Source organism: Kitasatospora sp. NPDC041917 (assembly GCF_055589745.1).
Genome location: NZ_JBVJBI010000013.1, coordinates 63,099 through 82,651, shown reverse-complemented (window position 1 = coordinate 82,651; position 19,553 = coordinate 63,099). Strand labels below are relative to the sequence as shown.

At 74.1% G+C, this 19,553-nt stretch carries 23 protein-coding genes; 12 read left to right on the top strand and 11 right to left on the bottom strand.

Annotation, left to right across the window (positions count from 1 at the left end):
* The first annotated feature begins 45 nt into the window (after positions 1-45).
* Both ACZ6EM_RS18185 and ACZ6EM_RS18180 read left to right on the top strand, forming a co-directional pair.
* Positions 46-411: an ATP-binding protein gene (locus ACZ6EM_RS18185; protein ID WP_452178305.1), complete on the top strand. Its 366-nt coding sequence runs from the start codon at positions 46-48 to the stop codon at positions 409-411.
* Entirely contained in the window at positions 408-662 is a 255-nt protein-coding gene (locus tag ACZ6EM_RS18180) for a hypothetical protein (protein ID WP_380359172.1), read from the top strand. The genes ACZ6EM_RS18185 and ACZ6EM_RS18180 overlap by 4 nt, the downstream gene beginning before the upstream one ends.
* On the opposite strand, the gene ACZ6EM_RS18175 is transcribed toward ACZ6EM_RS18180, so the two are convergent.
* The gene (locus ACZ6EM_RS18175) at positions 652-1,782 is read right to left on the bottom strand and encodes a tryptophan dimethylallyltransferase family protein (RefSeq protein WP_465772752.1); all 1,131 of its coding nucleotides are present in this window, start codon (positions 1,780-1,782) and stop codon (positions 652-654) included. The genes ACZ6EM_RS18180 and ACZ6EM_RS18175 overlap by 11 nt on opposite strands.
* Positions 1,779-1,991 (bottom strand): hypothetical protein, encoded by a 213-nt coding sequence (locus tag ACZ6EM_RS18170; protein WP_465772751.1) that lies wholly within the window; start codon positions 1,989-1,991, stop codon positions 1,779-1,781. Before ACZ6EM_RS18170 ends, ACZ6EM_RS18175 begins: the two co-directional genes overlap by 4 nt.
* A gap of 153 nt (positions 1,992-2,144) precedes the next feature.
* On the opposite strand from ACZ6EM_RS18170, the gene ACZ6EM_RS18165 reads away from it, so the two are divergent.
* Together ACZ6EM_RS18165 and ACZ6EM_RS18160 are read left to right on the top strand one after the other, a co-directional pair.
* Positions 2,145-2,966, top strand: coding sequence for a class II aldolase/adducin family protein (locus tag ACZ6EM_RS18165; RefSeq protein ID WP_465772750.1), 822 nt, complete (start codon positions 2,145-2,147; stop codon positions 2,964-2,966).
* Positions 2,967-3,006: 40 nt separating this feature from the next.
* Positions 3,007-4,041 carry a 2-dehydropantoate 2-reductase gene (locus ACZ6EM_RS18160; protein WP_465772749.1) on the top strand — a complete coding sequence of 345 codons (1,035 nt, stop codon included), beginning with the start codon at positions 3,007-3,009 and terminating at the stop codon, positions 4,039-4,041.
* 231 nt (positions 4,042-4,272) lie between these two features.
* On the opposite strand, the gene ACZ6EM_RS18155 is transcribed toward ACZ6EM_RS18160, so the two are convergent.
* Positions 4,273-4,728 carry a MarR family winged helix-turn-helix transcriptional regulator gene (locus ACZ6EM_RS18155; protein WP_387691717.1) on the bottom strand — a complete coding sequence of 152 codons (456 nt, stop codon included), beginning with the start codon at positions 4,726-4,728 and terminating at the stop codon, positions 4,273-4,275.
* A gap of 188 nt (positions 4,729-4,916) precedes the next feature.
* Between ACZ6EM_RS18155 and ACZ6EM_RS18150 the strand changes: the two genes are divergently transcribed.
* A complete protein-coding gene (locus tag ACZ6EM_RS18150; RefSeq protein ID WP_465772793.1) occupies positions 4,917-6,383 on the top strand; it encodes an MFS transporter in 1,467 nt (488 codons plus the stop codon).
* Between the two features lie 114 nt (positions 6,384-6,497).
* Here ACZ6EM_RS18150 and ACZ6EM_RS18145 read toward each other — a convergent pair whose 3' ends face one another.
* Entirely contained in the window at positions 6,498-7,343 is an 846-nt protein-coding gene (locus tag ACZ6EM_RS18145; RefSeq protein WP_465772748.1) for an SDR family oxidoreductase, read from the bottom strand.
* Positions 7,344-7,459: 116 nt separating this feature from the next.
* Between ACZ6EM_RS18145 and ACZ6EM_RS18140 the strand changes: the two genes are divergently transcribed.
* Positions 7,460-8,050 (top strand): TetR/AcrR family transcriptional regulator, encoded by a 591-nt coding sequence (locus tag ACZ6EM_RS18140; RefSeq protein ID WP_452178311.1) that lies wholly within the window; start codon positions 7,460-7,462, stop codon positions 8,048-8,050.
* 49 nt (positions 8,051-8,099) lie between these two features.
* On the opposite strand, the gene ACZ6EM_RS18135 is transcribed toward ACZ6EM_RS18140, so the two are convergent.
* The gene (locus ACZ6EM_RS18135; protein WP_401044939.1) at positions 8,100-8,666 is read right to left on the bottom strand and encodes a TetR/AcrR family transcriptional regulator; all 567 of its coding nucleotides are present in this window, start codon (positions 8,664-8,666) and stop codon (positions 8,100-8,102) included.
* Positions 8,667-8,767: 101 nt separating this feature from the next.
* Here ACZ6EM_RS18135 and ACZ6EM_RS18130 point away from each other — a divergent pair, with 101 nt between their 5' ends.
* Together ACZ6EM_RS18130 and ACZ6EM_RS18125 are read left to right on the top strand one after the other, a co-directional pair.
* Entirely contained in the window at positions 8,768-9,490 is a 723-nt protein-coding gene (locus tag ACZ6EM_RS18130; protein WP_452178313.1) for an NAD(P)H-dependent oxidoreductase, read from the top strand.
* 7 nt (positions 9,491-9,497) lie between these two features.
* Entirely contained in the window at positions 9,498-9,818 is a 321-nt protein-coding gene (locus ACZ6EM_RS18125) for a DMT family transporter (protein WP_355268639.1), read from the top strand.
* 130 nt (positions 9,819-9,948) lie between these two features.
* On the opposite strand, the gene ACZ6EM_RS18120 is transcribed toward ACZ6EM_RS18125, so the two are convergent.
* On the bottom strand, positions 9,949-10,656 hold the full coding sequence (locus tag ACZ6EM_RS18120; protein ID WP_380356490.1) for a TetR/AcrR family transcriptional regulator: 708 nt from the start codon (positions 10,654-10,656) through the stop codon (positions 9,949-9,951).
* A 79-nt stretch (positions 10,657-10,735) separates the two neighbouring features.
* On the opposite strand from ACZ6EM_RS18120, the gene ACZ6EM_RS18115 reads away from it, so the two are divergent.
* Together ACZ6EM_RS18115 and ACZ6EM_RS18110 are read left to right on the top strand one after the other, a co-directional pair.
* Complete coding sequence (locus ACZ6EM_RS18115; RefSeq protein ID WP_465772747.1) at positions 10,736-11,668, top strand: zinc-binding dehydrogenase; 933 nt, start codon at positions 10,736-10,738, stop codon at positions 11,666-11,668.
* Positions 11,669-11,863: 195 nt separating this feature from the next.
* Positions 11,864-12,583, top strand: coding sequence for a hypothetical protein (locus tag ACZ6EM_RS18110; protein ID WP_401044950.1), 720 nt, complete (start codon positions 11,864-11,866; stop codon positions 12,581-12,583).
* A gap of 67 nt (positions 12,584-12,650) precedes the next feature.
* Here ACZ6EM_RS18110 and ACZ6EM_RS18105 read toward each other — a convergent pair whose 3' ends face one another.
* The 3 genes from ACZ6EM_RS18105 to ACZ6EM_RS18095 are packed head-to-tail and all read right to left on the bottom strand — an operon-like array spanning position 12,651 to position 15,156.
* Positions 12,651-13,472, bottom strand: coding sequence for an NmrA family NAD(P)-binding protein (locus ACZ6EM_RS18105; RefSeq protein ID WP_465772746.1), 822 nt, complete (start codon positions 13,470-13,472; stop codon positions 12,651-12,653).
* Positions 13,473-13,529: 57 nt separating this feature from the next.
* Positions 13,530-14,111 (bottom strand): hypothetical protein, encoded by a 582-nt coding sequence (locus ACZ6EM_RS18100; RefSeq protein ID WP_452178319.1) that lies wholly within the window; start codon positions 14,109-14,111, stop codon positions 13,530-13,532.
* A gap of 58 nt (positions 14,112-14,169) precedes the next feature.
* Complete coding sequence (locus ACZ6EM_RS18095; protein WP_465772745.1) at positions 14,170-15,156, bottom strand: quinone oxidoreductase family protein; 987 nt, start codon at positions 15,154-15,156, stop codon at positions 14,170-14,172.
* A 109-nt stretch (positions 15,157-15,265) separates the two neighbouring features.
* Between ACZ6EM_RS18095 and ACZ6EM_RS18090 the strand changes: the two genes are divergently transcribed.
* Entirely contained in the window at positions 15,266-15,601 is a 336-nt protein-coding gene (locus tag ACZ6EM_RS18090) for an ArsR/SmtB family transcription factor (RefSeq protein WP_401044962.1), read from the top strand.
* A 75-nt stretch (positions 15,602-15,676) separates the two neighbouring features.
* Here ACZ6EM_RS18090 and ACZ6EM_RS18085 read toward each other — a convergent pair whose 3' ends face one another.
* Both ACZ6EM_RS18085 and ACZ6EM_RS18080 read right to left on the bottom strand, forming a co-directional pair.
* Positions 15,677-17,467, bottom strand: coding sequence for a hypothetical protein (locus ACZ6EM_RS18085; protein WP_465772744.1), 1,791 nt, complete (start codon positions 17,465-17,467; stop codon positions 15,677-15,679).
* Positions 17,468-17,735: 268 nt separating this feature from the next.
* Positions 17,736-18,503 (bottom strand): CDP-alcohol phosphatidyltransferase family protein, encoded by a 768-nt coding sequence (locus ACZ6EM_RS18080; RefSeq protein WP_359901911.1) that lies wholly within the window; start codon positions 18,501-18,503, stop codon positions 17,736-17,738.
* Between the two features lie 398 nt (positions 18,504-18,901).
* On the opposite strand from ACZ6EM_RS18080, the gene ACZ6EM_RS18075 reads away from it, so the two are divergent.
* Entirely contained in the window at positions 18,902-19,477 is a 576-nt protein-coding gene (locus ACZ6EM_RS18075) for an NUDIX hydrolase (protein WP_452178321.1), read from the top strand.
* The last annotated feature ends 76 nt before the right edge of the window (positions 19,478-19,553 follow it).

Below are 19,553 nucleotides of genomic sequence, written 5' to 3'. Positions count from 1 at the left end.
TGACTTCTCGCTCGGTTCATCCTTCCATTCCCCTTGGGAGACGCTGTGCGTAACCTCAACTCCCCCTCCCTCACCCTCTCCCGCGACGCCCTCCGCGACGGGATGACCAGTGCCGGCTGGCCGCCCTCCCTCATCGCGGACGCCGAACTCGCGATGGTCGAACTGATCGTCAACGCCTGGCGCCACGGTGAGACGACCTCCCCGGTCATCCTGATCCACCACCGCGCCAACACCCTGCGCGTCGCGGTCTCCGACCGCAGCCCCCTTCTCCCGGAACAGGGCCCCCTCGCCCTTCTCTCCGAGACCGGCCGGGGTCTCCAGCTCGTCGCCGGCCTCACCCACCGTTGGGGCGTCGATCCCCAACACCTGGGCAAAACCGTCTGGTTCGAGCTGGACGGTGCTGTCGCGTGAGCGCCCACCACCCCATTCACCCCGCCGACCCGGCGCTGCTGCACCTCACCTCGCGCCAGGTAGCCCAACTCATCGTCGAACTCCGCACGGAAGGAAGAGAGTTCGGCCTCCTCTGGCCGTCCGCCAGCCCCGGCGACATCAACCTCCACGGCCGGCGCCTGGTCGACATCGGCAACGTCCCGGCCAGCACTCTGGTCAACCTCCTCGCGCTCATCCGCGAGTTCAGGCGCAACCGCGACCTCAGGCCGTAGGAACAGCCCCGTACGTGTTGAAGCGCAGGTACAGCCCGATGTGCGCCGGAATCCCCGGCGCGATGGTGCGGTAGCTGCACAGCTCCTGCACCCCGCTCTCGCCCTCGGGCAGCCCTTCCGTCAGCCGCCGCAGCACCTCGGCGTGCGGGCGCGGGTCGACGCCCTCGATCCGCATCAGCTCCGCGATCCGCTCGGCGGCCTCGGCATCGCTGCGGGTGTTGCCGGGAAGCCGCAGGTAGACGTTGGCCTCCTCGGGCCCCGTCGCACCCTCCCGGAACGCCAGGCAGGTCATCGGCTCGTTGTCCACCGTGCCGCCGTCCCGCCCGTGGATCACGGCACGGGCTCGGGCCGCCCGTGCCGAATCGTGGCGGTGCGACAGTGCGGCCACGGTGTCCAACTCGTCCATCGGCATCGGGAGGTGGCGGAAGTAGACCTTCACCCGGGAGGCGCTTCCGCCGTCCAGGTCGAGGGCGAAGAACTCCACCTCGTGCCCGCGCCGGGCGAGTTCCCCGCACCGCCGCCCCACCGGCTCCCAGGCCTCGGCCAGCCCCAGCCGGTGCATGGCCTCGGCCATGACCTCGTCGGTGCGGTCCGGGCCGTGCGCCTGCGGGTTGAGGTAGACCTTGTAGTGCGGCCGCTCGCCAGGCTGCCAGGCCAAGGAGTGCCAGACGGTGGGCCGGTTGAGGCCGGGACGGGCCGTGACGAACAGGTCCTCGACGTCGAGGTACCGCTCGATGCTCACCCCCGGCCGTTCGGCGAGCCGAAGCGTCAACTCCCGTCCGGCTTCCTGGCATCCGAGCGGAGTGTGGTCGAAACTCAGCGACTCGAACAGGATGCGCACCTCCGGCCTCCCCGCCTTCCAGCTGACGGAAAGCTCGGCGGGGAAGCCGTCGGTGGAGACGAACGACGGTGGATGGCAGCGGGTCCCGATGGGCCGCGCCCCCCATGGGCTGAGCACGTCCCGCAGGTCCCGCAGGACGCGGGCCGTCTCCGACCCGCCGATCCCCAGGCCCCGGCAGACGGCTGTCCACTTCTCCTCCAGGAACTGCCCGAAGGTCTTGTCCGGGTCCCGGAAGGGGGCGAGGGTGGGTGTGGTGTCGCGAAGCAGCGGGCTGGTCACTGGCCCGACTGGTTGGGTTCGTTCATTTGCCCGATGGCCGACTGGTTGGGCTCGTTGAGCTGCCCGACGACCGACTGGTTCGGCTCGTTCAGCTGCTTGGCGACAGTGCTGGGCGCGGGTGCTGCCGCCAGGGTCGCCGAGGTGCCGACGAGCAGTGCCGTACCTGCGGCGATTCCAACTGCCCACGTGGCCAATGCCCTGCGCATCATTGCCCCTCCCCCTGATCGATGATCAGATTGATCATAGTCACAGGGGTGATGCCAAAGGTATGTATCTTTCGAACGCATCTTTGATTTGCCCCCGCCCAGCCGGCCTTCAGCCCCAGCCCCCCTCGTCCCACCGCAGCAGCCCCGGGAGTCGCCATGTCCGCACCGCAGCAGCCCGAAGACCCGTATGCGGCGACCGGTGTCGTGGGACCGGCCCCGGAGGGGGTGACCCTGCCGCTGCCGCCGGTGTTCGACTCGGTGGAGAAGGAGCGCCAGTACCGGAAGGAGCAACTGGCGGCGGGGTTCCGCCTGTTCGGCCAGTTCGGCTTCTCGGAGGGCGTCGCCGGGCACATCACCGTCCGCGACCCGGAGAACCAGGGCTGGTTCTGGGTGAACCCGTTCGGCATGAGCTTCAACCAGATCAAGGCCTCCGACCTGATCCTGGTCGACCACGAGGGCACCCTGCTGCACGGCAGGCGGCCGGTGAACCGGGCCGCCTTCGCGATCCACTCCCAGGTGCACGCCGCCCGCCCGGACACGGTCGCGGCCGCGCACTCGCACTCGCTGTACGGCAAGGCCTTCTCCAGCCTCGGCATCCCGCTCGACCCGATCACCCAGGACGCCTGCGTCTTCTTCGAGGACCACGGGCTGTACAGCGACTACCGGGGTGTCGTGACCGAGGCCGAGGAGGGCAAGCGGGTGGCCGCCGCCCTGGGCGGGCACAAGGCCGTGATCCTGCAGAACCACGGCCTGCTGACGGTCGGCCGGTCGGTGGCCGAGGCGGTCTGGTGGTTCATCACCATGGAGCGCTCCTGCCAGGCGCAGCTGCTGGCGATGGCGGCAGGCACCCCGAAGCCGATCGACCGGGAGACCGCGCTGATCACCCGGAACCAGATCGGGACCTCGCTGGCCGGCTGGTTCCAGGCCCGCCCGCTGTGGGACCAGATCACCCTCTCGGACCCCGACCTCTTCGACTGACGATCCCCGCCGCCGTCCGCCTTCTCCCTGGAGCAGCCCCGTGCCCACCACCCCCGCCCAGCGCAAGCTCCGGATCGCCGTGTTCGGCGCCGGTTCCATCGGCTGCCACCTCGGCGGCATGCTCGCCCCGACCGCCGACGTCACCCTGATCGGCCGGCCGGCGGCGATGGCGACGATCGACGCGGACGGGCTGACCCTCACCGGCCCGGGCGAGGCCCGCCGCGAGGTGCGGGACCTGACGGCCGCCGCCGACCCGGAGGCCGCGGCCGGCGCCGACTACGTGCTGGTCACGGTGAAGTCCGCCGACACCGCGACCGCCGCCCGGGAACTCGCCCCGCACCTCGGTCCGAACACGGTGGTGGTGAGCTTCCAGAACGGTCTGCGCAACGTGGACGTGCTCGCGGCCGCGCTGCCGTCCCACCGGGTGCTGGCCGGGATGGTCCCGTACAACGTGGTGCGGACCGGGACCGCGGCGTTCCACCAGGGCAGCGGCGGCTCGCTGATGCTGGCCGCCGAGGAGGGGGCGGACGCCCTCGCCGACGCCGCCCGGGCGGGCGGTCTGCTGCTGGAGCTGCGGACGGACATGCCGGCCGTCCAGGCGGCGAAGCTGCTGATGAACCTCAACAACGCGGTCAACGCGCTCTCCGGGCTTCCGCTGCGCGAGCAGGTCGGGCAGCTGGCGTACCGGCAGTGCGTGGCGCGCTGCCAGCTGGAGGCGCTGGCGGTGTTCCGGGCCGCCGGGATGGCGCCCGCCCAGCTCGGCCCGGTGCCGCCGGAGGTGATGCCGCAGGTACTGGAACTGCCGGACGCGCAGTTCCAGGAGCTGGCCGGGGCCAGCCTGCAGATCGACGCGACGGCCCGCTCTTCGATGTGGGAGGACCTCCAGCGGGGCCGCCCCACCGAGATCGACTCGCTGCAGGGCGAGATCGTCGCCCTCGCCGAACGCCACGGCCTCACGGCGCCCGCCAACGCCCGCCTGATCACCCTGGTCCGCGAGGCCGAGGCGGCCGCCCCCGGCACCGCCCCCGGCTGGACCGGCCCCGCCCTCCTCGCCGAACTCACCCCGGCCCACTGACGGGGCGCTTCCGTCCCCGCGCGGGAAGTCGGCCGGGCCGACTTCCCGTGCGGCCCTTCGGCGTTCTAGCAGGTTCCGGATCGGGTGGCCGGGGTGGTCCAGGTACAACTGCCACGGCTCGCCCAGCAGTGCCGTCCGTTCGTCGAGTGTTGCCATCCCTCTCCCCATGGCGCGTGGAACCGGTCGCAGGCTACGACCTTCCACTGACACGGGAGGGGCGGCCCCGACGTCTCAACTCCGGGGCCAGGGCCGCCCGTCGAGCCGCTCGATGCCGGTGTTGAAGCGGCGCAGGAAGCCGGCGAAGGAGGCTATGTCCTCCTCCGGCCAGTCCGTCATCACGAGGTTCAGCGCCCGTACGTGGGCCTCGCGTTCCGCTTCCAGGCGGTTCCGGCCCTCCTCGGTGAGGCGGAACTTGCGGGCGATGCCGCCGTCCGGGTCCGGGATGCGTTCGAGCAGTCCCGCGCTCTTCAGGGCCGCGGTCTGCCGGTTGAGGGTGGAGACGTCCAGGGCGAAGGCGTCGCTCAACTGCCCGATGGACATGGGCCCCTCGGCGTCGACCCGGCTGAGCAGGATGTAGGAACTGCGTTCGAGCTGGCTGCCCTCGGGGCGGGCGTTGACCTGGCTCAGGTCGCGGTGCCGGGCGAACACCAGGAATTCGAGGGCGACCTCGTGCGTGGGGCTGGTCATGTCGAAGTCCCTTCATCACCGCTTCGACCTGCGGTTTCTCCGTGGATCACCTTTCAGTATGCCAGAGGTATGCGTGGCCCACATGATGTGCACAACGCACATCATGTGTAAGCTGACCATTCTGTGTTCCATGCACATTGTGTGTTTTCTGCACACTCCTGCTCTTCGACTGCCCGAGGAGGCCCGTCATCAACGGCCCCGCCCCCACTCCCCGCACCGGTCCGATCGTGGCGGTGCTCGCCTTCACCGGCACCGTCGCCGCGATCATGCAGACCCTGGTCACCCCACTGATCAGCGAGCTCCCGCAACTCCTGCACACCAGCGCGTCCAACGCCTCCTGGGTCATCACCGCGACCCTGCTCTCCGCCGCCGTCTTCGTCCCGATCAGCGGCCGCCTCGGTGACCTGCTCGGCAAGCGGACGATGCTCATCGCCTCCTGTGTCCCGCTGCTGCTCGGCTCGGTCCTGTGCGCGGTGGCCGACTCCGTGGTGCCGATGATCGCCGGCCGGGCGCTCCAGGGCATGGGCATGGGCCTGGTGCCGATCGGCATCAGCCTGTTGCGCGACGTCCTGCCGCCCGAGCGGCTCGGCTCGGCGATCGCCCTGGTCGGCGCCTCCATGGGCATCGGCGGCGGCCTCGGCCTGCCGATCGCGGCCGGCGTCGCCGACTACGCCAGTTGGCGCGCGCTGTTCTGGGGCACCGCCGTGCTGACCGTCGTCATCATCGGCATGCTCTGGACCGTCATCCCGGCCCCCGCCGCGGACGGCCGCCCCGTCGGCGGCCGCTTCGACTTCGTCGGCGCGATCGGCCTCAGCGTCGGCCTGGTCTGCCTGCTGCTGCCCGTCTCCAAGGGCGGGGACTGGGGCTGGGGCAGCACCCGCACCCTCGGCCTGTTCACCGCCTCCGCCGCGATCCTGATGCTCTGGGCCCGCTGGGAGCTGCGCGTCCCCGAACCGCTGGTGGACCCGCGGGTCACCGCCCGCCCGCGGGTGCTGCTGACCAACGCCGCCTCCGTCCTGGTCGGCTTCGGCATGTACGCCCAGGCGCTGATCGTGCCGCAGCTGCTCATGCTGCCGAAGCTCACCGGCTACGGGCTGGGGCAGTCGATGCTGGCGATGGGCCTGTGGATGGCGCCCGGCGGGCTGATGATGATGGTCGTCTCCCCGTTCGGGGGCAAGCTGTCCGCCGCGCGCGGACCGAAGTTCACCCTGGCCGCCGGGGCGCTGACGATCGCCGTCGGCTACGGGCTGGCGCTGCCGCTGATGGGCTCCACCTGGGGCGTGCTGATCGTGACGATCGTCTGCAACAGCGGTGTCGGCCTGGCCTACGGCGCGATGCCCGCACTGATCATGAGCGCGGTGCCGCTGTCCGCGACGGCCTCGGCGAACAGCTTCAACACCCTGATGCGCTCGCTGGGCACCTCGGTGTCCGCCGCCGTGATGGGTGTGGTGCTGTCGCAGATGACCGTCAACCTGGGCGGGCACGCCTTGCCCTCGGAGGGCGGCTTCCGGGTCGGCCTGGTGATCGGCTGCGGCGTCGCGCTGATCGCGGCCGCCGTCGCCGCCGTCATCCCCGCGCCGCCCGCTCCCCAGCTGCGCGCCGTTCCCGCCCCGGAGGCGGGGGACACCGAGGCGGCCAAGCCGGCCACGGCCTGAGGCCCGGCCGGGTGGGGCCCGCCTGCCTGCGTGCGGCCCGCCTGCCCGGGCCCACCCGGGGGCGGCCCGCCCCGGGCGCGTTGTGCTCGCGCGTCCGGGGCGGCCGCGCCGGCGCTACCGGAAGGCCGGCAGGTTGCGCTCGACCCAGGCCCGGAAGGGCGCGGCCGGGCGGTGCAGCACGGCCGCCACGTCGGGGCTGACCGCCTGCTCGGCGGGGAGCGGGAGGCCGAGGACGTCCAGCGTCCCGGCGATCACCTGCTCCGGCATGAACCGCGCCAGGTGGGCGTGGGCCTGCTCCCGGGACAGCTCCACGAAGGCCACCTCCTCGCCCAGGGCCTCGGCGATGACCTCGGCCTGCCGGCGCGGTCCGATCGCCTCCGGTCCGGTCAGCTCGTAGGTGCGGCCGCCGTGGCCGTCCTCGCGCAGCACCGCCGCGGCGACCGCAGCGATGTCCGCCGGGTCGACCACGGGCAGCGCCACCCCGCCGAACGGCGCGAAGACCGTCCGCTCCGCCCGGACCGTCCCGGCCCAGGCGAAGGCGTTGGAGGCGAAGCCGCCGGGGCGCAGGACGGTGAAGTCCCGTCCGGAGGTGCGCACGGCGGCCTCGAACTCCCGCAGCCGGGCGTGCGAGGGCGCGTCCGGCCGGGTGGCGCCGACCTGCGAGGAGACCAGGACGATCCGCTCCACCCCGGCGTCCGCGACCGTCCTCAGCAGGGCTTCCGGGCGCTCGCCGTGGCTGTTGAGCTCGCCGCCCAACAGGACGAACAGCGCGCGGGACCCTTCGAGGGCCGGGCGCAGGCCGGCGGCGTCGCCGAGGCCGCCCCGGGCCCAGCGGACCCCGGCCGCCGGGTGGTCGGGCTGCGGCTGCCGGGACACGGCGACCACCTGCTCGCCCGCCTCGGCCAGCAGCTCCACCAGCGTCCGGCCGATGTTGCCGGTCGCGCCCGTCACTGTGATCATTTCCGCCCCCAGGAGTGAGATGTCAGGAGTGAGATGTGCGGTCGAGCCAGTGAGTTAGTTGGCTGACTGAGAAAGACCGTAGCCGCCTTCCCGGGCGGCTGTCTATAGTCAGTCGGGTGACTGACTCAGTGAACCGGCGCACGGCGGCGTCGCAGAAGCGCCGACGGCTCACCGCGGCCGCGGCCAAGGTCCTGCACGAACAGGGCGTCGAGCGGACCACCCTCGCCGACATCGCGCGCGAGGCCGATGTCCCGGTCGGGAACGTCTACTACTACTTCAAGACCAAGGACGAGCTGGTCCGCGCCGCGCTCTCCGAGCACAGCGCACACCTGGACGACATCACCGAGCGGCTGGAGCGGTTGCCCGATCCGCTGGACCGCCTCAAGGCGCTGGTCGAGGCCTGGGTCGGCCGGCGTGACACCGCCGCCCGGCACGGCTGCCCGACCGGCACCCTGGCCGTCGAACTCGACAAGCGCGCCGACGGGGACCTCGACGCGGAGGCCGGCGCGGTGATCCGGCGGCTGCTCGACTGGGCCGCGGGCCAGTTCCGCGAGCTGGGCCTGCCCGACCCGGACGGCCTGGCCCTCACCCTGGTCGCCGGCTACCAGGGCATGTCGCTGCTCGCCAACGCGCTGCGCGACCCGGAGGTCATGACGCGCGAAGGAGGCCGTCTGCTGCGCTGGCTCGACTCCCTGCGGGCCGCGTAGGCCCGCTCTCCGCAGGTCCGCCCTCGGGCAGGCCCGGCGGGCCGGGGTCTCAGTCGCCGAGCATGCGGTGGGCGAGCAGGTGGAGTCCCGCCTCGACGCGTTCGGCGGACACGCCCCGGTCGCGGTGGTGGCGGTACAGCTCCGGGGCGAGCGGTGCCAGCAACTGGTCGGCGAGGACGTCCGGGTCCTCGGCCCGTGCCGCCGCGGCCAGCATCCGGACGTGCGCGCGCCAGAAGCCGTAGGCGCCGGTGGCCAGCCGGGCCGGGCCGGTCTCGGCGCCGAGCAGCAGGTGGGAGTGGCGCTCCAGCAGGCGGACCATCGCCGAGTAGAAGGCGCTCAGCCGCTCGGCCGGGGCGGCCGCCGGCTCCGGGCCCAATGGGCCCTCCCCGCGCAGGAGTTGCTCCTGGATCTCGTGCTCGTGGGCGTCCAGCAGGGCGCGCGCGATCGAGGCGCGGTCCGGGTAGCGGCGGTAGAGCGTGCCGCGGCCGACGCCGGCCGCCCTGGCGATGTCCTCCATGGTCACGGCGGCCGGGTCGCGGGTCGTGAACAACTGCTCGGCCGCCCGGAGCACCTTGAGTCGGTTGCGGGCGGCGTCGGCGCGTTCGGTCGGTGGCATGGGCCGATTCTAACAAGTGGACGCCCTGTCCACTTGATGGCTAGCATCGTCACCAGTCAAGCGGACGCAGTGTCCGCTTGTGAAATCCCGGGGGTACCGTCATGCCGCAGCTCCTCCACCTCGACGCCAGCGCCCGCCGTAGCTCGTTCTCCCGCCGGATCGGCGCGGCCTTCGCCGAGGCCTGGCGCGCCGAAGCGCCGCAGGGCACCTGCACCTACCGGGACCTCGCGGCCGAGCCCGTGCCGCCGATCGGCGAGGCCTGGACGACGATCTGCGACACCCTGCTCCGCGAGGGCATCGTCGAGCCCGACCGCTACGCCGAGGCGGTCCGCACCGACGCCGAGCGCGCCGCGTGGGCGGTCCTCGAACCGCTGCTCGCCGAACTGCTCGCCGCCGACGTCGTCCTGATCGGCTCGCCGATGTACAACTTCGGCGTCCCGGCGCAGCTCAAGCTCTGGATCGACCAGGTCACCTTCCCGAAGATGAACCTGCGGCCGCGGCGCTTCGTGGTCGCCTCCGCCCAGGGCGGCTCCTACCGGCCGGGCATGCCGCGCGCGCCCTTCGACCACCAGACGCGCTACCTGGTGGACTTCTTCCACGGGCACTACGCCGTCGAGGACACCCTGGTCATCGGCGCCGAACTGGCGAACGCGACCGTGGACCCGGCACTGGCCGAACGGCTCCCGCAGCACGAGGAGTCGCTGGCCGCCGCCCTGGCCGAGGCCGCGGAGGCCGGCCGGCGGCTGGCGCGCGAGGCGGTCGGGGTGGCCGGGGCGGTCGGGGTGGCCGCGGCGGCCGGGGCGCGTGCCGGCGGGCGGGGGTGAGGCGGCCGTGTCCTGGCTCCTCCTGCTCGCCGCCGGCCTGGTCGAGGTCGTCTGGTCGCAGAGCATCAAGCCGACCGACGGCTTCACCCGCCCCGGCCCCACCGCGCTGTGCGTACTGCTCGGCGCGCTGTCCGTCTACCTGCTGTCGCGGGCCATGCGCGACCTCCCGGCCGGCCTCGCCTATGCGATGTTCACCGGTATCGGCACGGTCGGCGCCATCACGCTCGGGACCGTCCTGCGGCACGAGTCGCTCGGCGCGGGCCGGGCGGCCGCGCTGGCGCTGATCGTGGCCGGGCTCGTGCTCGCCCGGCTCACCGCCGCGGACTGACGGCGGCCCTCGGTGCGGCGGTGCCGGGCCGCGTTCGGGCCCGCCGTGGCTCGACCGGCGCCGCGCCCAGGCCACCGCGGCTCAGGCCCGTCGAGGCTCGGGCCCGCGGTGGCTCGGCCGGTGCCGCAGCTCAGGCCCGCCGTGGTTCGACCGATGCCGCGAGCGCGCCCGGCAGTTCGGCGCAGGCCGTCCGGAGCCGTCGTGCGAGGTCGGCGCGGGTGTGCCCGGACGGCTGTGCCACCCAGCCGTCCATCGCCTGGTGGAACGCGGCGACCAGCATGTCCGTCGCCAGCCGGGCGCGCAGCGCGGCACCCGCCTCGGGGCCGTCGAGGGCGAACCGGCGGGTGACCGTCGACACCGCCTCCCGGGTCGCCCGCTCGCAGAAGGCCAGCCCGTGGGCGTCCATCGAGGGCGTCCGGGCGGCCAGTCGGCGGCTCGCCAGGGCGCGTTCGGCCCAGCCGTCGGCCGGCATCCGGTCGATCGCCTCGGTGAGAGTCCCCTCCAGGAGGGCCATCAGCCGGCCGTCGTCCGACGGCCGGCTCTCCAGCACCTCCAGGAACGTCGTCCACAGGTCCTGGGTGGGCGCCATCGCGACGTCCTCCTTGCTGGAGAACGCGCGGAAGAAGGTCCGCTTGGAGACCTCGACGGCCTCGCACAGCCGGTCCAGGGTCACCCCGTCGAAGCCGTGCTCGCCGAACAGCTCCAGGGCGGTGTCGATCAGCGCCTGACGGGTGCGCAGCTTCTTGCGCTCGCGCAGCGGGAGCGCGGCGCCCGGCGCTTCGGGGGCCTGTTCGGCACCGCGCTCCGGTGCCGTGGCGGTGGCCTTCTCGGGAGTCATCGCGGTCAGTCTAGTCGGGGCCATAATGCCACCTGTAGGCTTATGCCACTCAGTGGCAGAATCTTGGGGAGGATCCTCCATGCGTGCACTCCTGGTCGACCGCTCGGCCCCCGGCGGCCTGCGCCTCGGTACGGCCCCGGACCCCGAGCCGGCGCCCCACCAGGCACTGGTCCGGGTGACCGCGACCTCGCTCAACTACGGCGAGGTCGCCTTCGGCCTCGACACGGCCCCCGACGGCACCGTCCTCGGCTGGGACGCCGCCGGCATCGTCGAACGCGCCGCCGCCGACGGCTCCGGCCCCGCCGAGGGGACCCCGGTGGTCACCCTGATGCCGGCCGGCGGCTGGGCCGAACTCCGGGCGGTGGACACCGGGTTGATCGGTGCCGCACCCGTCGGTGCCGACCTCGCCGCCCTCGCCACCGTCCCGGTCGCCGCCCTCAGCGCCCTGCGCGCGCTGCACCGCATCGGCCCGCTGCTCGGCCGCAGCGTCCTGGTCACCGGTGCCACCGGCGGCGTCGGCCGGTACGCCGTCCAGCTCGCCCGGGCGGCGGGCGCGCACGTGGTCGCGTCCACCGGCTCGCCGGACCGGAACGGCGAGGTGCTGCGCCGCCTCGGCGCCCACGAGGTGGTCGCCTCGCCGAAGGAGACCACCGGGCCGGTCGACGGCGTGGTCGACGTCGTCGGCGGCCCCCAACTGGTCGAGGCCTACGAGGCCCTGGGCCCCGGCAGCGTCCTGGTCGCCACCGGCCACAGCTCCGGCCGGGGCGAGGACTTCGCGTTCGGCACCCTGTTCGGCGACGCGAACAGGCACGACCGCGCGGTGGTCTCCTTCTACCTGCTCGGCTGCACCGGCCTCGGCCGCGACCTCGGGTGGCTTGCCCACCGGGTGGCGGCGGGCGAGCTGGACCCCGGTATCACCTGGCGCGGCGACTGGGACGACGCGGCCGAGGCGGTCGACGCCCTGCTCGGGCGGCGGCTGCACGGCAAGGCGGTGCTGACCATCGGCGCCTGAGGCCTCCCGCGGGCCCGGTCCGGCTTCCGTCCGGGCTCGCCGCGCCCGACCCGTCCGGGGCCGCGACGCACCGCCCGTGCGCGGCCCCGCCCACTCGGACGGGTCAGGAGCTGTCGCTGTGGAGCGCGATGTTGCCAAGCATGGGGACGTACGGGCCCCTCGGCCGCCGAACACCGACCAGGAGAGGGATCCTCGGTGCGTGAACTCCACAGTCCCCCCAGCCACGGCCCCGGCCACCGTCCGCTGCCGGGGCGTCCGCCGCTCGGCCGTTCCCGGGGCGGCGACCGGCGACCCGGCCGGAGCTGGACCCCGCAGCGCACGATCGCGCTGATCGCGGCGGCGTCCGGTGCCGTCGTGCTGGTGGCCTGCAGCAGCTCGTCGGGCACGTCGACCGGCTCGCCGTCCGCCACCCTGCCCAACGCCAGCGCCTTCTCCGGCGAGCCGCCCTCCGCCATCGCTTCCGCCGCGCAGTCGCTGCTGGCCTCGGCGTCGGCCGCGGGGGTCTCGGCGTCGGCGGCCGCCTCCGAAGCCGCCGCCTCCCTCTCCGCGGCGGCGTCCGCCTTCCAGGCGTCCGTGTCGGCGCAGCAGGCGGCGACCCGGGAGAAGGCCGCCTCGGTGCTGAGCGGGGTGACGGACGGCGGCAACGCGCTGAACGACGTCACCATCACCGGCCTCTCCCGGCAGAGCACCGGCGGCCTGCACGCGGTAATCGTGACGATCCAGAACCCGGGGCCCAACGCGGCCTCCTACGCGGTCCAGGTCGACTTCACCGACTCCAGCGGCAAGGCCGTGGACAGCTCGATCGTCGGCGCCGAGAACGTCCCGGCGAACGGCAAGGCCCAGCCCGTCGCCTTCAGCCGGCAGCCGGCCGACCAGCCGTTGACGCCCGTGGTGGTCAAGGCCGTCCGCTACTGACGTCCCACGGTGCGGCCCGACGGCCCGACGGCCCGACGGCCCGACGGCACGGCACACGGCCGCCGGGCTACCGGAAGTCCGCCGCGTGATCCCGCACCCAGTCGCGGACGTCGCGCGGCGGACGCCCGAGCACCTCCTGCACGGTGCCGGTCACCCGCTCCGGCTCCCGCGTGAACGACTCCCAGGCGAGGAGCCGGGCGTCCACGAACGCCGCGTTCCCCCAGGCCGCCGTCAGCTGCTCGCGGGCCGTCTCCGGCGGCAACTCCTCCCACCGCACCGTGACGCCCAGCTCCTCGCCGATGATCCCGGCCAGCTCGGCGTGCGAGAGCGACTCCGGGCCGGTGACCACGTACCTGGCGCCCTCGTGCCCGTCCTCGGTGAGCGCCCGCACCGCGACGTCCGCGATGTCCCGCTCGTGCACCAGCGAGCGCCGCGCCCGCCCGTACGGCCAGCGGACCACGCCCTCCCGCACCTGATCGGCCCAGGCCAGCAGATTGCCCGCGAAGTCGATCGCCCGGACGAAGGCCCAGTCCAGGCCCGAGTGCCGGATCAGCCGCTCGATCTCCTGGTGGAAGATCGCGGCCGGCTCGTCGTCGGCGAGGTCCGCCACGTCCGCCGACAGGTAGACGACCCGCCGGGCGTGCCGGGCGATCAGCTCCACCACCCGGGGCCGCACGGGCAGCCCGGGCCACATCAGGTACACCGCCTCCACCCCGCCGGCCAGCGCCGGCCCCAGGCTCTCGGGCTCCGTCAGATCGCCCTGGACGGCCTCGACCCCCGCGGGCAGTACGGTCTTCGCGGCATCGCGCACCAACGCCCGTACCGCGTGGCCGCCTTCGACCAGCGAGGCCACAACGTGCCTGCCCACACTGCCGGTTGCGCCGATCACCAGAATTCTTGGTCATGCCCGGCCCAACGCCGACCGGGCGGGGGCTATGCCCGGGGACTACCAGCCCGGCGCCACCGGCCCGACGGGTGCCAGCCCGACCTGCCGGGCCAGCCACTCGGCGCGCTCGACGTCGCCCTGACGGAAGTGGATGAACAGGGTGTGGTCGTCCGCGGGCCGGTCGAAGTCGACGTTGTCGCTGCTGAGGGCGATCTGGACGCCGGCGTCCTTGGCGCGGACGTCGAGGCCGAGTTCAGGGGCGGCCGGCCAGGCGAAGCCTTTCCAGGACAGTGAAGCGGGCGAGGAACCGAGGAGGGCGAGGAACCTGTCCTCGATCGACCCGACGGGCCGCTCGTCCAGATGGAACGCGAACGGGGCCAGTGCGTCCACCCGGGGACCGCCCGCCGCCAACAGTCGTCGGAGCTCGTCGGTCCCGACGGGCCGCTCCTGGCCGCCCGGGTACACGTGGTCGGGAAAGGCCTCGAACAGCCGCCGGGCCTCCGCCGCCGTGAGCTCGTCCGCGTACGCGTTCGCCTCCGTCGAGCGCCGGTGCACGGTGATGCCCAGCAGCCGCCGGGCGGCGTCGTAGGCGACCCACCGGTTGGTGGTGCGCAGGACCGGAAGGACGTTCGAGGTACTCATGGCGGTGAGTCAAACAGACCGGGCACGGAGCGTCATGCGGATTCTCCGGCCCCCGGACTCAGCCGCCGACGCGCACCACGTACTTGCCGGTCGCCAGCCCGTCCTGCATGGCGTCGTGGGCGGCCGGGACAGCGTCGAGGCCGGGCAGTTCGGTGACCGGCAGTTCGAGGCCCCCGTCGGCGAGCAGGTCGAGGACCCGGCGGATGGCGCGGGCCAGCCGCTCGGGGGCGGTGGCGGCCAGGCCGCGGTGGCTGAAGCCGGTGACGGTCAGGTTGCCCGCCATCAGACGGCCGAGCGGGGGCAGGTCGGCGACGGTGCCGCCGCCCGCGTTGCCGAACAGCACGATCCGCGCGCCGGGCGCCGCCACGGCGAGGTCGAGGTCGAGCGCCGCGGTGCCCAGCGGGTCGAGCACCAGGTCGACGCCCCGGCCGCCGGCGGCGGCGCGAATCGCCTCGGCCGCTTCGTCGGTACGGGCGAAGGCGTGGTCGTAGCCGGAGGCGATCGCCGCCGCGGCCTTCTCCGGCCGGCCGACCGTGCCGATCAGCCGGCCGCCGCCGAGCAGCGGGACGAGTCGGGCGACGGCGTTGCCGATCCCGCCGCCCGCCGAGTGGACGAGGACGGTGTCCCCGGCGGCGAAACGGCCCGCGTCGGTCAGCAGCAGCACCGAGGTGGCCAGGCCCAGCGGGACGGCGGCGGCCTCGCGCAGCGCCACCCCGTCCGGGAGCGGCACGGTGAGCGCGGCCTCCGCGACCACCACCTCGGCCAGGCCGGCGCCGACCGGCGCGGCGACCACGCGGTCGCCCACCGCCAGTCCGGTGACGCCCGCGCCGAGCGCGCGGACCGTGCCGGAGACCTCCTTGCCGGGCAGGTACGGCCAGTCGGCGGCGTACGCGGCGTCCCCGCGGCGGGTCATCACGTCCACGAAGTTCAGTCCGGCGTAGGCGACGTCGATCGCCACCCGCCCCGGTCCGGGGTGCGGCGCCGCGATCTCCTGGATCTGCGAGTTCTCGGCTCCACCGGGTGCGGTCATCACCAGTGCGCGCATGTCGGTCCCCCTCGACTACGATGTTCGACGAACGACGAAGTTGGTGCGGGTCAGTGGTACCACGCCGTTTCCATGGATGTCGAACATCGCAGATCGGAGAGGTCGACCCATGCCCCGCAGCACCCGCCGCCGACCGGCGCTCGCGCACCCCGCGACCGAGGAGATCGACCTCTTCGACGTCCTGCACGCGCTCTCCGACCCCACCCGGATGACCATCGTCCGCATCCTGCGCACCGAGTCCGAGCGGGCCTGCGGCACCTTCCCGGTGGACGTCGCGCCCTCCACCCTGAGCCACCACTTCAAGGTGCTGCGCGAGTCCGGCCTGATCGCCCAGCGCGAGGAGGCCAACCGGCGCTTCTCCGCCCTGCGCACCGTCGACCTGGAGCGGCGCTTCCCCGGCCTGCTCGACACCGTGCTCGCCGCGCACGCCCGTACGGCGGGCTAGCGGCCGGGGTGCGCTCGACGCCTGTCCGGCGTCGGGTCTTCGGTGCCTGCCCGGTCCCGGGCGTCCGGCGCCCGCTCAACGCCGGTGCCAGACGGCCCAGTTCTGCCCGGCGTCGACCCGCTCGACGTACCAGTCGGCGGGGTGCCCGGGCCAGTAGGCCTCCGGCGGCCTCCCCGCCCCGGGCAGCGGGAGGACCATGACGTTCGCCTCCGCCGGGACGGGCTGCCAGCGGGGGTCACGGAACCAGACCCGACCGCGGTAGACCTCGAAGGTCTGGGCGGCGCGCAGCGACCAGTCGACATCCCAGGCGAACACCACGTTGTCGTCCGCGGTGATCCCGGAGGCGCGGGTGAAGCCGGTCGCCAGGCCCTCGCGCCCCACCGCGTGCGGCCGGGCGACCTGCGCGGTGATCGTCGAGGTCGCGAAGGCGGCGAACAGCGCCAGCGATACGCCGAGCGCCCCGAGCACCCGGCGCCCCCCGCTGTTGCGGACCAGCACCGCCGTGCCGAGCGCGAACACCACGGCGGCGCAGGTGCGGGGCAGGTCGATCCGGCCCCAGTCCGCGGCCAGGAACGAGACGTCGGGCAGGGTCCAGGGGATGAACATCGACGTGTGCAGCCGCTCGCCGGCCTCCAGCGCCACGACCCCGGCGAGCAGCAGGACGAGCCCGGCCGCCACCGCCGCCGTCCGGACCAGTGCCCGGCGCCCGTACCCGGCGAGCACCGCGACGCCCGCCACGAAGGCCGCCGGGACGAGGTAGGAGGTGTAGCGGGCGTACACCCAGTCGTCGACCCGGCCGTCCAGCGGCAGCGCGGCGGAGGCGGCCAGGGCCGTGCCGAACAGCAGCGCCACCAGCACGCCGCCGGTGATCCGCAGCGCCCGCGGCGGGCGGCGGTCGAACACCGCGCCCAGGCAGGCGACGACGGCGAGTCCGCCGATGCCCCAGGTGGAGGCGATGAAGTACCAGACCTGACCGGCGGCCCGGGCGAGGGTCTGCAGGGTGATCGCCGGATCGGTCAGGCCCTTCCAGAGGGAGCCGCCGACATCGCTGTCCGGGACGGTGAACTGCGCGTGCAGCCAGGCCGACAGCAGCTCGGCGCCGAGCACGCCGAGGCCGAGCGCCGCGAGCCCGGGCGCCGTGGCGCGCCACGGCGCCCGGCGCAGCAGCAGGACGCCGAGGAGGACGGCGGCGGTCAGTGCGACCACCACGCCGCCGCGGTCGTGCACCGCCATCGCGCAACCGGCCGACGCCCCCGCCCCGACGGCGTGCCAGGTGCGGCGCCGCAGCGGGCCGTCGGCCAGCCAGCCGTGCAGGCAGAGCAGCCAGGCGAGCACCAGGACGGGCAGCACGGCGTCGGTCATCACGAACTGCGAGTAGAAGACCACCGGCGGCAGCAGCGCGGTCGCGGCGCCGAAGGCGTACGAGCGGCGGCGGTTCAGGCCGAGGCGGCGCAGTGCGACGTAGGCGAGCGGGAAGACCAGCGCGTTGACGGCGGCGTTGACGCCCATGACCAGGTGGTAGGCGGTCGCCGGGTCGTCGGCCAGGCGCAGGGCGGGGGATATCAGCAGGGGGTAGCCGCCGGGGACGACCACGCCGACCGGGATCTCGGTGGCCGAGCCGCCGGCCAGCACCCGGGCCAGGGCGAGGTAGGAGTCCTCGTCGGGGTGGACCGACGGGAAGCTCATGGACCGGACGAGGACGAGCCGGAACAGCAGCTCGGCGAGGTAGCCGGCGAGCAGCACGGCGGCGGGCCGGGTGGCGGCCGTCCGGACGGCGGCGGCGCGGGCGGTGGCGAGCAGGGCCGGGGCGGGGCGGTCCTGGGCGGGCCGGGGAGGGTGCGGCCGGGTCGTCGTGCGGGGTGGCATGGGAGTGCCCCCTTCTGTCGGACTGTCGGACGACTGTATATGTCGATGGACTGCATATGTAGTCCGACTGGTTCCGAAGAGGGGGGTGGTTCCTGGGATCCGTCCGGGCCGACCGGTCGCCGAGAAGTCCGGCACGACCTCGCGCGGCGGCGGCGTCGCGGCGGCGGTAGTGGCGGCCCGCCGCGTCCGCCCGGCGACGGGCTCGGCGCCGGAGCCTCCCCCGGCGGGGGAGGGGCGCGTCAACCCGCCGCGGGTGCGCCCCGGCCGCTCAGCGCAGCCGCGAGGAGGACAGGATCGACGCCAGGTGCGCGACCACCATGCCCCAGGTGATCACCGTGATGCCCGCGAGCGTCCACCGGGTGGCGTCCAGGTTGCCGAGCCCGGCGTCCACCACGGCCGCCGCCAGCAGCACCAGCGAGGCCTCGATGCCGTTCGTCACCCGGTGGATCTTGAACAGCGAGGCGACCTTGCGGGCCGTCGCGATGCCCTGGGAGCGCGGCTGCGTCGACTCCTCGGTGGCCGGAAGCTGCCCGCTGCGGGCCCGGGCCACGTCCACCAGGTCCGTCGAGGCCTTGAGCAGCACCACGCCCAGCGCGGCCGCCAGCCCCGCCGACACCCACAGCTCCGAGCCGCCGCGCGCCGCCCGTACGCCCGCGCCGATCATCAGCGCGGCGTCCGCCAGGTAGGCGCCGAGCCGGTCCACGTACACCCCGGCCATGCTGAACTGGCGCTTCCAGCGCGCCACTTCGCCGTCCACGCAGTCGAACAGCAGGAACAGCTGGAACAGCACGACGGCCAGCGCCGCGCCGGTCACGCCCGGGATCAGCAGGGCCGCGCCGCCACCGACCCCGCACACCACCATCACCCAGGTGAGGGTGTTCGGCGACACCGAGGTGCGCACCAGCTGCCGGGTGGTCCGCAGCGAGACGGCCCGCATGTACAGCCGGCCCGCCCAGTGCTCGCCGTTGCGGCTCTGAAGCTTGGCCTGCGGCTGGCACACCTCGCGCAGCTCGGCGAGCGCCGGAGCAGCCACCATGACGACATCCCTCCACCTGTCCCGAAACGATCACCACAGGCTACGGCCTCCGGGGAAACGCCCGGACCAGCCGGTATGCCGCCGGCGGTACGGGAGGTGTCCTCCGGGGGAACGTCTGCCGCGGACGTCCGCGGGCCGGGTGCGGCCCGGCCGGGTACGGGCCCGCGCGGGCGGCGGTGGGCGCGTGCGTGCGGCCCGTGCGGGCGTCGGTGGCCCCGCGCGGGCGGCGGGGAAAACCGGTGGGCCGCCCGAGCGCCCCCGGGCTAGGCTGCGCGGGTTCGCCGGAACCCGAAGCCCCGGGGCCGAACGCCCGCCCCGACCTCCCGCTCCCGCACGCCGGTTGACGCGGTCCGCGCGGCCCGCACGGTCTCCCGGAACGGAACGAGGAGCGCAGACCCATGGTGACCACGGGCAGCCCGTCACAGAGCCCCGACCTGGCCCGACTGCTGGACGACCACCGCCCGCAGGGCCCGGTGGAGACCGCCGACCACGAGCGGGCCCGCCGCCTCCTCGGCGTCGCCGACGCCTGGAACAGAAGCACCTTCCCGCTGCACTTCACCGCCTCCGCCCTGATCGTCCACCCGCCGACCCGCCGCGTCCTGCTGCGCTGGCACGTCCGCCAGCAGGCCTGGCTGCACGTCGGCGGCCACGGCGACCCGGGGGAGACCCGGCCGCTGGACATCGCCCTGCGCGAAGGCCTGGAGGAGACCGGCCTGACCGACCTCACCCCCTGGCCCGGCCCCGCCCTCGTCCACCTCGCCGTGGTGCCCGTCCCCGCCTCGCCCGCCGAACCCGCCCACGAGCACGCCGACCTGCGCTTCCTGCTGGCCACCGAAACCCCGGAGCAGGCCCGGCCGGAGAACCCGGCGTCCCCGCTGGAGTGGCTCACCGTCGAGGAGGCCGGGCGGCGGACCACCGAGGAGAACCTCCGCGAGACCCTCCACCGCGCCGCCCGGCTGCTGCCGCCCGCCTGACCGGCCTCCACCGCCGCCGTTCCCCGCCGCCGTTCCGTGCCGCCGTTCCCTGCCGCCCGACCGACTTCCCCTGGAG